We start from the raw sequence: 14282 nt of genomic DNA, 5'->3' as shown, positions 1-14282 counted from the left end.
AGGTCATGACGCAAGGTCTAGAGCACATTTATCGCGAAGTATCTGCTGGTCGACTTTCGCAACGCGAGGCCCTCGAGCGTGTCCGCGAATTCAGGCAGCTAGCGACAACCCGCGCGACCAAAAGGATGGCGATCCTGCAGGTCGCGCCGGTTTGGGAACGGTCGAGGCAGCCGGCGTATGCACAGGTGGCGTCTTATGCCGAGCATCATGTGCTGGTCCACGGATTGCCGCACATCGACCACGCCGAGCTCAGGGGACAGCTATATGGTGAACCCGCCATTCAGCGATTGCGCGACGATGCGGCGCTGGGGCTGGGTGGGCAATACCGCTCGGTAGCCACGGCCTTGTTCGAAACGCTGCGCGGCGTGCTGGTACGCAAACCGCAAGGCCTGGCGTTGGTGCAACTGGTGGTGGCCGACGACGCCTCGGCCGGGATTTTTGCCGGTCTTGCCGGCCTGATCGAAACCGCTATGCTGGAATACCCCGATGTATTGGCGCAAATCGTGTTCGTCGCCCCCAGTCTGGCGACGGACGAACTGGTTCGGCAACTGACGGCAAGCGCCGTCGAGCCGCGGCAACGCGTACTGCGTTATGTGGACGGCGCGCGCGATGTGCGCCGTTGGCGAGAGTTGGCGGACACCACGGCCGCTGCGCCGGCCTGCTTCTTCAAGGAACACGGCGTTTATCTTATTACGGGTGGCCTGGGTGGACTGGGCATGCTGGTGGCGCGCGAAATCCTGGCCCAGACCGGCCATGCCCGAGTCGTATTGTGCGGGCGCGCCGCGCCGGACGCCGTGCGCTCCCGGTTGGAGACGCTGGATGGCGACCGCGCCGCCTATCGCCAGGCGGATGTCAGCGATACGGCGTCCACTCAGGCGCTGATCGACGGCATCGTTGACGATTACGGGCAACTCGACGGTATCGTGCATAGCGCAGGCGTTTTGCGCGACGAGTTCATTATGCGCAAGAGTCAGCAGCAGTTCGAAGAAGTGCTGCGTCCCAAGATCGCCGGCACAGAGAACCTGGACTTGGCCAGCCGCGCGTTACCGCTGGATTTTTTCTTGTTGTTTTCTTCCATCGCGGTATGGGCGGGCAATGTAGGCCAGGCCGACTACGCCGCGGCCAACGGATTCATGGACGAGTTTGCGGCGTTTCGCAATGCGCAGGTCGCAGCCGGTGCGCGGCATGGCCGGACGGTGTCGATTGCCTGGCCGCATTGGCTAGATGGCGGCATGAGCATCGACGCCACCAGCCTGGGCCAGCTCGAGCAGCGTACGGGCCTGCGCTCGATGGCGACCGCCGATGGCATGCGGGCGCTGCACCACGCGCTCGCCGCTCGCCACGACCACATCATGGTGATGCATGGCGATGCGGCACAGATACGCCGGGCCTTGGATGGCAGCGTGATCGAGCCGCCGCCTGTACGTACACCGCCCATGGTGGCTGAAGTCGGCGATTTGTCAGTGCGCACTCGCGCGTATTTGCGCGAGGCGTTCGCGAATGTGCTGAAAATACCGCTGCAGCGCATCGAGACCAAGGCGCCGCTGGAGAACTACGGTATCGACTCGATCCTGGCCATGCGGCTGACCAGCCATCTGGAAGCGAGTTTCGGCGCGTTGCCGAAGACGTTGTTTTTCGAATACCTGAGTATCGAGGAGTTGGCCGGCTACTTCGTGCGTTCGCATGCCGATACGCTGGCTGGCCTGCTCGCCGTCAGTAGCCAGCCAGCGGCATCGAAGCTGACCGCGATACCGGAAACGCCATTGGTGCCGGCCCGTGCCGAGGGCGCTAACGCGCCTGTTGCGCGCCGCCGCCGTTTGCGCCGCGCGGAGGCTGTCAGTCGGAATACGGCATCGCACGCGCGGGTGTCGGGCGGCAGTGTCTCGGACACCGGCGCACCTGGACAAACCATGCGCGCGGCCGTGCTGGAGCCGATCGCCATCGTCGGTTTGTCGGGCCGCTACCCCGAGGCATGGGATCTGGAAGCTTTCTGGGTCAATCTACGCGATGGCAGGGATTGCATTACCGAGATTCCCGCTCAGCGCTGGGACTGGCGCGATTACTACAGCGAGGATCGCACGCGTGACGGCGCTCATTTCAGCAAATGGGGCGGCTTTATCGAAGGCGCGGATGAGTTCGATCCGCGATTCTTCAATATCTCGCCGCGCGAAGCGCGCACCATCGATCCGCAGGAAAGACTATTCCTGCAGCATGCCTGGATGGCGATCGAGGATGCGGGCTATACCCGCGCTCGCCTGCAGGTCGCCGATGCCGGCGGTTCGTCAGGGCAAATCGGCGTCTACGCGGGTGTGATGTACGGCGAGTACAACTTGTCGGGCAGCCTGGCCAGCATCGCGAACCGCGTCTCGTATTTCCTGAATCTGCACGGCCCTAGCCTGACGCTGGACACCATGTGTTCATCCTCACTGACGGCCATCCACCTGGCGTGCCAGGATTTGCGTCTGGGTCGCACCAGTCTTGCCCTGGCGGGCGGGGTCAATCTATCGATTGATCCCAGTAAGTATTCCATGCTGAGCGGTGGACAGTTCATTTCGGGCGACGGCCACTGTCAAAGCTTTGGCGAGGGTGGTGACGGCTATATCCCGGGCGAGGGCGTGGGCGTGGCTGTGCTCAAGCGCCTGAGCGATGCCCAGCGCGATGGCGATCACATTTACGGTGTTGTACGTGGTAGCGCCCTCAATCATGGCGGCAAGACTAACGGTTACACGGTACCCAACCCGCGTGCCCAGGCCGATGTCATCCGGCGCGCGCTGGTCGAGGCGGGCGTGGATGCCCGTCAACTCAATTACATAGAAGCCCACGGCACAGGGACAAAGCTGGGTGATCCGATAGAAATCGCCGCGTTGAGCAATGCCTTTCACCAGTCCGCGCCACAAATCGAAGGCCAGACGGGGATTTGTCTGGTGGGGTCGGCCAAATCGAATATTGGCCATTGTGAATCGGCTGCAGGCATTGCCGGCGTAACCAAGGTGCTGCTGCAAATGAAGCATGGCCAGATCGTGCCGTCGCTGCATTCCCGTCGCCTGAATCCCAACATCGATTTCTCTAGCACGCCTTTCGTCGTCGTGCAGGATTTGCAGGTTTGGCCCGCGCCGGTGATCGACGGTGTTGCGCGTACCCGGATGGCGGGTATTTCTTCCTTCGGTGCGGGTGGGTCCAATGCGCATGTCATCATCGAGGAATACCAGACGCCGGAGGTGACGGCTCCGGTGCTGGCCACGCCGTTACTGGTGCCCTTGTCGGCGCGTACGGCTGATCAGTTGATCCGTCGTGTGACTGACCTGCTGGTCCTCATCGAGCGCGCCGGGCAGGCGCCAGACCTGGGTTCGCTGGCCTGGACCCTGCAGACAGGGCGCGAGGCCATGGACGAGCGTGCGGTCTTTATCAGCGATTCGATCGACCATCTGTTGTCGCAATTGCGCGCCTTCGTGGCCGGTGAAGCCACTGGTGGCGCGGTCTTCCACGATCAGGTCAGAAAGCACAGGGATGCTGTCGCGGAGCTGGCCGATGATGTCGCCTTTGCGGGTGCATTGGCGACCTGGCATGCCGAACGCAATCTGACTAAGCTGGGCGAGCTTTGGTCGCGCGGCGTGGAGTTGAACTGGCAGGACCTTGCCGGCGGCGCACCGCCGCGGTTGATGAGCCTGCCCACCTATCCCTTCGCACGGGAATCATACTGGCGGGAGCGGCCCGTGGTGGCCGGATCGCGCTCGCAGGTGTTGCATTCCCTGGTGCACGCCAATACGTCGGATCTGACCCGGCAGTGCTACCAGACGTTCTTGCGCGGCGCCGACCCGCTGCTGGTGACTGATGCCAATGGCCATCAGATTTTGCCGCCGCTGGCCATGCTGGAAATACTGCGTGCGGCAGTGGCGTTGTCGGTACCGCGGACGTCATCGGTCGCGTGTTGGGAGTGGCGCGATATCCACTGGGGCGAGCCGGTAAGCGTGGCGGGAGAGCGTGCGGTTTGCGTCGGCCTTTTTCCCCGCGCAGATGATGTTGTCGACGTCGAGATCTACAGCGGCGAGGGGGGCACCGATACCGTTCACGCTCAGGGTCGCGTGGCGCCCTATGAGGGTGCCGCTGCGGCACGGATTGAACTCGAGCGCATGAAAACCGGACTGCATCCCATGGGCGACGGCGCCTGGATGGGAGATGGCCAACTGGTCGTGGAAGAACCGCTGGCGGGGTCTGCCCATGGCGCGGACCGGGACATGATTCTGACGCCGGCGATTTGGGCCAGTTTGATGAAGTGGACAGCGCAACTCGTCGGCAAGGACGTGCAGCCGTTGGCATTGGATTCCATGCGAGTCTGGGCTAAATCCGGCGGGGCATCGGTACTTGTCCTGCGCACGATCGGCTGTGGCGAATTCGACGTGCAGATATGCGATGAAGGGGGGCATGTATGGGCGCAATTGGGCAGCCTGCGCATGGTGACTGTCGATACCGAGGCTGTCGTAGCGACCGTCGATGCGGCGGCCGTTGATACCAAGACAGCCGGCGCGGCGCCAATCGTCGCAACCGCGGTCAACTTTGCGCCTGCCAACCGCGACGCCGTAACCATTGATCCGCCAGACGCCGCTGTCGATCCCATGCCGGCCCGGTCATGGGCGGTGACACGGGACGCGACACCTCGCTCCACCTCGCCAGGCGCCAAACCGATTGCCGTGCGTTTGGGGGCGGCGCACGTCATCTCGCCGCGCCTCGCCAGCGTCAAGCCTGTAACGCAACTGCATGCGCCGTCGTCGACATCGGCGTCGCACGACCTGAACAGTACCTCCATCGCGGTGAGTGCGCATGAGCAAGCTCCCGGCATTGTCATCATCGACATTCACCAAGCACTGCGAGCGTCGTTGGACGCTCTGCGCCAGGCGGTGCTGCACGTAAACCGGCACTCCAGCCTGAAGACCGTGCTGTTGATCGGCCGCCATGCTGCTGCGTGGCAAGGAGACAGGGATTGCGGCAACGCGGCTGTCCGCGACGCGCTGTATGCAGCCCTGATGGCGCTGCCGTGTCCGGTCATTGCCGTCACGCCGCAGGGCGCGTCGGGCAGCGGCTTGCTGCTGGCCGCGATGTGTGACTTCCTGCAGGCAGGCGCAGAGGCAATCCATGGTTTTGTCGATGTCAATGGTGCCTATCTGCCTAGCCAGGCGGAAGACCGTTATTTGCGCGAGCGCCTGGGCGATGCCGTGGCGGATGAACTGCTTTACCGCAGCGCGCCGTGCAGCGGCCGCCAGTTGAATGAACGAGGCTGGTCTTGCCGGGTGGCGCCGGGCACTCAATGCGTAGACGAGGCGCTCGCCTTTGCTGCCGTCCTGGCAAAAAAGCCACAGCGTGCCCTGCACTTGCTCAAAAACCATCTGGCGCGCGACCTGAGTCCGTTGGCAGCGGTTTTTAGCCCCTATCAACCGGATCGGACAAGCGCTGTTGGCGGCCAAGTCATCGTCGTTCGCCTGGGCGACGATGCGACGCAGCTGTCACAGCTCGCGCAGATAAATGCGGTGTTCGATCGATTGGCGACGCAACCCGGCAATACGTCAGTCATCATCCTGGTTGGTGGTCTCCGTGGTTTCCTCCCCGAACTGCAAAGCCAGCAGGCCGATCCCGACGCGTTCATCGACTTGCTGTCGCGACTGCAGGCCGCGCCAGTGCCCGTGATTGCGGCGTTGGAAGGCGATGTCGAGGGCCTGGCCTGGCTGTTTGCCCTGGCTTGCGACGCGGTCGTTCATAACCGGCATGCGCGTTATACGGTGACGTCCGCCTGGTCTGGCCGGGCGGCGCGTCACGTCGCGGCCTTGGGCGCCATGCGCCTCGGCGCGCCGCTGGGCTATGAAATGGCTCTGTCCGAGCGCGCGTACGAGGGGTCGGAGCTGCCAACACAGACGGTTTTCTTGCGGATGGCGGAAAAAGCGCAAGTCGTGGTGCGGGCCCAAGAATTAGCGAGTCATTGGACCGCTTGGCCACGGGCCGCCCTGACGGGCTGGAAGCAGGCCCAGGCGCAGCGCTATGCCGCGCTGCTGGCCGCATTGCCAAGCTTCGCCTTGCACGAGCACGCCAGCGCGGTGGTGGCGCCGGCGACACATTCTGCCGCGTTGGCGCATAACATCGCCTTGGCCTCATCCGTGGTCAGTGTGCAAGCCTATGCAGACGGCGTGGTCGTCGTCACATTGGCCGATCGTGCAGCCAAAAACATGTTCTCACCGGATCTGATTGCCGGCTTGTCGGAAGCCTTTGCGCATATTGCCGCCATGCCCAGCTACAAGGCCGTCGTGCTGACCGGCTTCGATAGCTATTTCGCCACCGGTGGTACGGTCCAGACGCTGTTGGCGATTCAGGAAGGTCAGGCGCAGTTCACGGACGAGAGGATCTTCCAGGCGGCCATGGATTGCCAACTGCCCGTGATCGCAGCCATCCAGGGCCACGCTATCGGCGGTGGCTGGTCTTTCGGCATGTTTGCCGACGTGGTGCTGTTGTCCGAGGAGAGCCGCTACCTCAGCCCTTACATGGATTACGGCTTTACGCCGGGCGCCGGTTCCACCCTGATGCTTCCCGCAAAAATGGGGTATGACCTGGCTCGCGAAACGCTGTTGTCGGCCCAGGAAATCTCTGGGCAGGAACTAAAGGCGCGTGGCATTGCCTTGCACGTGCTGCCGCGCAAGAATGTGCTGGCTGCGGCGGTTGCGCTGGCCAGGCACTTGGCGTGCCGGCCGCGCGAGGCCCTGATCGCGCAAAAAAGGATGTGGACCGATGTCCTGCGCCAGACGCGCGAGGCAGCGTATCGCCAGGAATTGCTCATGCACGAGGAAACCTTCGTGGGCAACACGGGCACGTTGACGACGATACGGTCCCGTTTCGGCGATACCGATGCCGTCAACGCGCCCGTCGCGCCCGTCGCGCTCGTGCCTCGTGAGACGGTGGCCTCCGGGTCGGAAATCCGCGAAAGCCTCAAGATCATGCTGGCGCAGGAATTGTTCCTGCAGGCCGACGAGATCGAGGACGACACACCTTTCATCGATCTTGGGCTGGACTCGATTACCGGTGTGACATGGGTGCGCAAGATCAACGAAACCTACGGTACCGGCATTGCGGCGACCGAGGTCTACAGCCATCCCACGCTAGGTGAAATCGCAGGCTTGGTCATGAGGGCGATGCAGGCCGCTGGCGAGCCAGAGGGAATGCCCATGGCGGCTTCTGTGACTGTCGCTGCAAAGGAAACCGCATCGTCGCCCGTAGCTGCCAAGACAAGCGCTCCGCTCGCGACAAAACGCCGCCTGGCGTCATGGCGCGGTCAGGCCCAAGCCGCACCACGCTTGGTCAGCCAGTCGGTGGTCGTGCCGCCGCATGCTCCCAAGCCTATCCCTCAGCGGTCCGATTCGATGCGCGCGCCCATTGCCATCATCGGCATGGCCGGCCAGTTCGCCCAGGCGAAAAACATCGACGAGTTCTGGCAGAACCTTGTCCAGGGCCGAGATTGCATTAGCGAGATACCCGCCACACGCTGGGATAGCGAGACCTACTACCGTAGCGGCCTCGCCGCTCCTGGCAAGACCAACAGCCGTTGGTTAGGGGCGCTGGAAGAATACGATTTGTTCGACCCGCTGTTCTTCAGCATCTCGCCTACCGAGGCGGAAAATATGGAGCCGCAACAGCGTGTGTTCCTGCAAACCTGCTGGCATGGCATAGAGAATGCGGGCTACAGCCCAGGTTCATTGTCAGGGCAATTGTGCGGTGTGTTCGTCGGTTGTGGGCCCAGCGAATATCACCAGATCGCCCCTACACAGCAGCTTAGCGCGCAAGGTTTTACCGGCGCCGCCAGTTCGATTCTGGCTTCCCGGATATCGTACTTCCTGAACCTGCGCGGCCCGTGCATGGCGATCGAGACGGCGTGCTCGTCTTCGCTGGTGGCCGTCGCCAACGCGTGCGACAGCCTCAATACGGGCGGCAGCGACTTGGCCCTGGCCGGCGGGGTGTACGTGATGGCGGGGCCCGCCATGCACATCATGACGGCGCAGGCGGGCATGCTGTCCGTAGACGGCCGCTGCTTCAGCTTCGATCAGCGCGCCAACGGCTTTGTCCCTGGCGAAGGTGCCGGCGTCGTGGTGCTCAAGCGCCTGGCTGACGCCCAGCGTGATCACGACCGGATTCTGGGTGTGATCGAAGGCTGGGGTATCAATCAGGACGGCAAGACCAATGGCATGACCGCGCCCAACCAGGCCGCCCAGTCGGAACTGCTGCAGTCGGTCTACCGGCGTTTTGATATCGATCCCGCGCAGATTCAGTTGATCGAGGCCCATGGCACGGGTACCAAGCTGGGCGACCCGATAGAAGTGGCCGGCCTGAAGGCGGCATTCGGGGCTTTCACCCACAACAACGCTTATTCCGCGCTGGGTTCTGTCAAGAGCAATATCGGCCACTGCCTGACGGCTGCCGGTATCGCGGGCGTGATCAAGGTCGTGCAGGCCTTGCGCCACCAAACACTGCCGCCCACCATCAACTACCAGCAGTGCAATGAGCACATCCAGCTCGATGGCAGCCCCTTCTATATCAACGACCAGCGCCGCGCATGGGACGTGGCGCCGGGGCAGCGCCGCCGCGGTGCGGTCAGTGCTTTTGGATTCTCTGGCACCAACGCGCATTTGGTGCTGGCCGAAGCGTCAGCCACCGTTGCGACACGGGCACCGGTGAACGTGCTTACCGAAGACGGCAAGCTGATGATCCCGCTGTCGGCGCGTACCGAGGCTCAATTGCGGCAGAAAGCGGAGGATTTGCTGGCGTTCTTGCGCCGCCACCCCGAAACCAGCCTGACCGATATTGCCTATACCTTGCAAGTTGGCCGGGATGCCATGGGCGAGCGTCTGGGCTTGTTGGCCGGCTCTGTCGACATGCTGGTGACGCAGCTACAGGCTTTCGTATCCGGCGAGCCGAATGCGGCGGGTGTTTACCAAGGCCAGGTCAAGCGCAATCGCGACGAGATCAAGCTGATCGCGCAAGATGAGGAAATGCAGGAGATGGTGGTCGGCAAATGGCTGGGCGAACGGCGCTTGTCCAAGTTGCTGGCGTTGTGGGCGAAAGGCCTGGCCTTCGACTGGAGCCGTTTGTACGGCGCGGACAAGCCGCAACGCATCGAATTGCCCAATTATCCGTTTGCCAAAGAGCATTATTGGCTAGTGCCGGAAATCCCGACGGCCTCGAGCGCATTGGTTGCCGGGCACCGCCAGGTCGCTGTGAGGCTGGCAGCGAACCTGCCAGTAAGCGAGGTCGAGCCTCAGCCTGAAACCGTCATGATGACGCCGCGCTGGGACGTCATGCCGGTACCAGACGAAGCCGCAGTGGCCATGGATCTTCCAGTTCTGGTCATTGGCGCGAATGCGCAGCAGCGTGACCTGCTGGAGAGCCACCATGGCGTGCAACACCTGCACTTCATCGATATTGCGATCACCGACGATGTGGTTGCGATCGCCGACAAACTGCAGCAGGCGGCGTTCGATCGACTGATCTGGATCGCCTCGGCGCACGAGGTAGCGACGCTGGCAGAGGAAACTCTGATCGAGGATCAGGAACGCGGCATTATGCAGGTGCTGCGCATCGCCAAGGCCCTTGTCGGCATGGGCGACGAGAAGCGCGATCTCGTGTGGGACATGATCGTCGCCAACACCTTACCGGTGCGCCAGGGAGAAAGCCTGAATCCCACGCATGCCGGCCTGCAAGGGTTTGCGGGCTGCATGACCGAAGTCTATTCGCACTGGAAAATCCGCCTGTTCGACCTGCAGGCGTGGTCGCAGCCGGTGGTGGCTGCCATGGATCGCCTGCCGTTGCGTGGCCGCAATGCCTGCTATGCCTTGCGCGGCAGCGAATGGTTCGAGCAACGATTGATCCCTGTCGACCAGATGCCGGAAGACGCACCGACTTATCGCCAGCGCGGCGTTTACGTGGTCATCGGCGGTAGCGGCGGATTGGGCAATATCTGGACGCGACATTTGATCCGTCATTACGACGCCAGCGTTGTATGGATAGGCCGTCGTCCACGCGATGCAAGCATTCAGCGGCAAATCGACGAGATTTCCAGACTGGGTCGTACGCCCGAATACATCCAGGCCGACGCCAGTCAGTTGCTGCAAATGCAGGCGGCTTATCAGCAGATCAAGGCGCGCCATCCGGCCATCCACGGCGTCGTTCATTCGGCGGTGGGGACCTTCGACCAAAGCTTGAAGACCGTATCGGAAGCCGATTTCCGTTCCATATTGTCAGTGAAAATAGATGCCTCGGTGCGCATTGCCCAGGTGTTCGACGGGGAGGCCTTGGACTTTGTGCTGTTCTTCTCGTCCAACGCTTCGTTCGTGCGTGGCGCCGGGATGAGTGGTTATTCGGCGGGCTGCACCTTCAAAGATGCGTTTGCGTTGCAACTGGGCCGTCAATGGCCGGGCAAGGTCCAGGTTATCAACTGGGGATACTGGTCGGTCGGCGCCGGAGAGGCCATGACCGACGCTATGAAGGCGTATTTCCACGAAACTGGTTATCGACCGCTGGATCCGGAACAAGGCATGGCGATCCTGGATCACGTGTTGGCCAGCACGCTGAGCCAGGTATCAATTACCCGCAAATTGCCGCAGACGGTCGAGCCCCTGTCTTACCCGAGTGATCGCATTAGCGACTACGGTGCGACGCCCGGAGTCGCCATGCAGGAGGTGGCCGACGCGATCCGTAACATCGATTCCCGTACTCGCTTTCGCCATATTGCGGCGAACGAGGGGCGACAGATGGAGCCCCTGCTGGCGCGTTTGTTGCGCGGCATACTGGCTGCCACGCCCAATATTTTGCCAATCTATGAGCGCTGGCTGAGCGCCAGCCGCGCGTTCATGCCGATCGAGCAACCGGAAACACTCAGTTTGCCTCAGCTCTGGCAGGCCTGGGAGGATGGGTTGCGCGAGTGGACCCGCGATCCCGGCGCCAAGGAACTGGCGCTCTTGGTCGATCTCGCCATGCGTGCGTTGCCGGACATTCTTGTCGGCCGACGCAAGGCGACCGACGTGCTCTTTCCCAATTCCTCGCTGGAATTGGTCGAGCGGGTATACAAGACCGAGACCGTGGGCCTGGCGTACAACCATAGCCTTAGCGATACGCTGGCCGCTGCGGTGCGTGCGCGGGTCGAGGCCGATCCGCACGCGCATCTGCGCATGCTGGAGATAGGCGCGGGTACCGGAGCCAGCACGGTTGGCATCATCGCTGCGCTGCAGCCGTGGCAGGCGCAAGTGGCGGAGTATTGCTATACCGATTTGTCCAAGGCTTTCTTGTTCCATGCGCAGCAGCACTATGCACCGCGCGCCCCGTATTTGCGCACACAACTCTTCAACGTCGAGCAACCCCTTGCGGGTCAGGATGTGCAACCCGGAAGCTATGACTTCGTCATTGCGGCGAACGTCGTCCATGCCACTAAGAACGTCCGCAACACCTTGCGCAACGCCAAGGCGCTGTTGCGCCGCAATGGCGTCCTGCTGCTCAATGAAATCAGCGAGAAGTCGCTGCGCGGCCACGTTACCTTCGGCCTGCTCGATGGATGGTGGCTCAACGAAGACTGCGAGGTACGGATTCCCGGCTCGCCAGGACTGTACCCGCAAGCCTGGCAGCGCGTGCTGGAGGAAGAGGGCTTTCACAGTGTGCAGTTTCCGTGCGCGCCGGTGCACGCGTCGGGGCAGCAAATCGTGGTGGCATTCAGCGATGGCGTGGCGCGACAGCGGCGGGCACAAAAAGAGCAACCACGAGCGATGCCTGCCTTGGCCGTTGAACAAGTTCAGGCGGTGCGGTATGCGCCTGCAGTGGGGAGCGAGCTTGCCGTTGATGCGCCGCAGACGGACGAGCAATTGCTGGCGCTGACCGTTGGTTTTTGCAAGCAGCTGATCGGCAAGGCGCTGAAAATCGAGCCTGCGCTGATAGACGCCACAGAGCCGCTGGAAAGTTATGGCATCGACTCCATCATCGTCGGCCTGGTCAACCAGCAACTGCAGCAGCATTTTGACGACGTGGGCGCCACCTTGCTGTACGAAAATCAAACCGTGGAGGCTCTGGCGCGTCATTTGCTCAATACGCAACGCGACGTTCTGAACGGTTTGTTTGGTACCAAACCGCAAGCGCCCAGCGCTGCGCAGACGCCGGAAGTCCAGATCGCACCGGAGCCGGTGCCGACGCCCGCATTCGGTACGTCGACGGTCATTCCCGCAAGCGTCGAGCCTCCCGTTTCCCCAACCCTGTCCGCACCATCACACGCGCCGCACAGCAAAGGGATCGCTATTGTAGGCATCAGCGGCATGTATCCCATGGCGGATTCGCTAGATGCGTTCTGGGAAAACCTCAAATCGGGCCGGGATTGCATCACTGAAATCCCGCCGTCGCGCTGGTCGCTGGAGGGGTTCTACGAACCTGACGAGCGCATCGCTGTCGCCGAAGGCAAGAGCTATTGCAAATGGGGCGGCTTCATCGATCGATTCGCGGAGTTCGATACGCTGTTCTTTGGTATACCGCCACGCGAAGCACTTAACATGGATCCGCAGGAGCGTTTGTTCATGCAGACTGCGTGGGCGGCGCTGGAGAACGCCGGCTATACGCGCCAGGCATTAAAGCAGCAGTTCCAGGGCCGGGTGGGTGTGTTCGCCGGCATTACACGGGTAGGCTATAACCTGTACCGCATGGCGCTGGGCGAGCAAGAGCGTTTCTGGCCGCGGACGTCCTTCAGTTCGGTGGCCAACCGCTTGTCGTATTTTCTGGACATTCACGGGCCCAGTCTGCCGGTGGACACCATGTGTTCGTCGTCATTGACCGCCATACACGAGGCCTGCGAGCATATCCGCCACGGCGACTGCGAGATGGCTCTGGCTGGCGGCGTCAATCTTTATCTGCATCCGACCAGCTACATCGACATGTCGTCGCAGCACATGCTGTCCGGCGACGGTCGCTGCCGTAGCTTCGGCGAAGGTGCCAACGGTTTTGTGCCGGGCGAGGGCGTGGGCGTGGTGCTGCTGAAGTCGCTTGACCGCGCGCTGGCGGACGAAGACATTATTCATGGCGTGATTCTGGCAACACAGGTCAACCATGGCGGCAGAACCAACGGCTTTACGGTACCTAACCCTGTGGCGCAGGCAGATCTGATACGCCGGGCGCTAGACAAGGCAGGCGTTCACGCCCGGGACGTCAGCTATATCGAGGCCCACGGCACGGGTACCGATCTAGGAGACCCTATAGAGATTGCCGGCCTGCAACAGGCCTTCGGCGACGCCACTGGGGACAAAGGTTTTTGCCGCATCGGTTCGGCCAAATCCAATGTGGGTCATCTGGAGGCCGCCGCCGGCATCGCGGGGCTGACCAAGGTCTTGTTGCAGTTCCGACATGGCCAGATCGTGCCCAGCCTGCATGCCGCACAAGCCAACCCGCATATTCGGTTCGAAAAAACCCCCTTTGTCCTGAATCGAGAACTCATGGACTGGGAGCAGCCGGTGGTCGACGGCCAGTGCAAACCGCGCATCGCGGGGATTTCCTCGTTTGGCGCTGGTGGGGCCAATGCCCATGTGATCCTGCAGGAGTTTGTGCCCGATCGCGTGGACCAGGCGCGGACCAAACCGGCTAGCCCACGTGTGACGGTTGTTCCGCTGTCGGCGAGAAGCGACGAACACTTGTGCCAAAAGGCGCGGGAACTCGCCGCATTCCTCGACGCGAACACCCGTCTCGATCTGGACGAGCTTGCCTATACGCTGCAGACAGGACGCGAGGCCATGGAAGTGCGGCTGGCCATTGTGGCTGACAGTGTGGACGTCTTGCGTCGCCGGTTGCGGGCCTTCGCCAACGGCGAGCATGCCGCAAATGGCGTCCATTGCGGCACGGTGCCGCACAGAAAGGATCGCGTCCTCGTACCGACGCCCGACGACTTGCAGGCGATAGATGAAGGTGTACGCAGGGGCGAGTACTCGCGCGCGCTCGCGTTGTGGGTACAAGGCGTGGCATTTGACTGGCACAAACTTTATGACACCACCAGGCATGGGCGCCGCATCGAACTGCCGACCTATCCCTTTGCCCGGGATAGCTACTGGATCGACAGTGTGGCCGGACATGGCGTCGCGTCGCCCACGCCGGCGCCGAAACCAGCAGTCGAACCTGTGCCTGAACTCGCCGACAGCGTGCGGGTAATCGAGGACATTATTAGCCGTATCGATGATGCCTCGATGGATGCCGCCGAAGGCGCGCAATTGCTCAGAAAGCTTGTCTGAAAAGACGCT

1 protein-coding gene is annotated in these 14282 nt (G+C 62.3%); it reads left to right on the top strand.

Going from position 1 to position 14282, the window contains the following annotated elements; genetic code table 11:
• Nucleotides 1-5 precede the first annotated feature (5 nt).
• Nucleotides 6-14273 (top strand): SDR family NAD(P)-dependent oxidoreductase, encoded by a 14268-nt coding sequence (locus ACYVDM_RS08025; RefSeq protein ID WP_415792030.1) that lies wholly within the window; start codon nt 6-8, stop codon nt 14271-14273.
• The last annotated feature ends 9 nt before the right edge of the window (nt 14274-14282 follow it).

Source organism: Bordetella tumulicola (assembly GCF_054779135.1).
The sequence above is the reverse complement of the archived record's forward strand: the minus strand, read 5'-3'. Positions and strand labels throughout refer to the sequence as shown.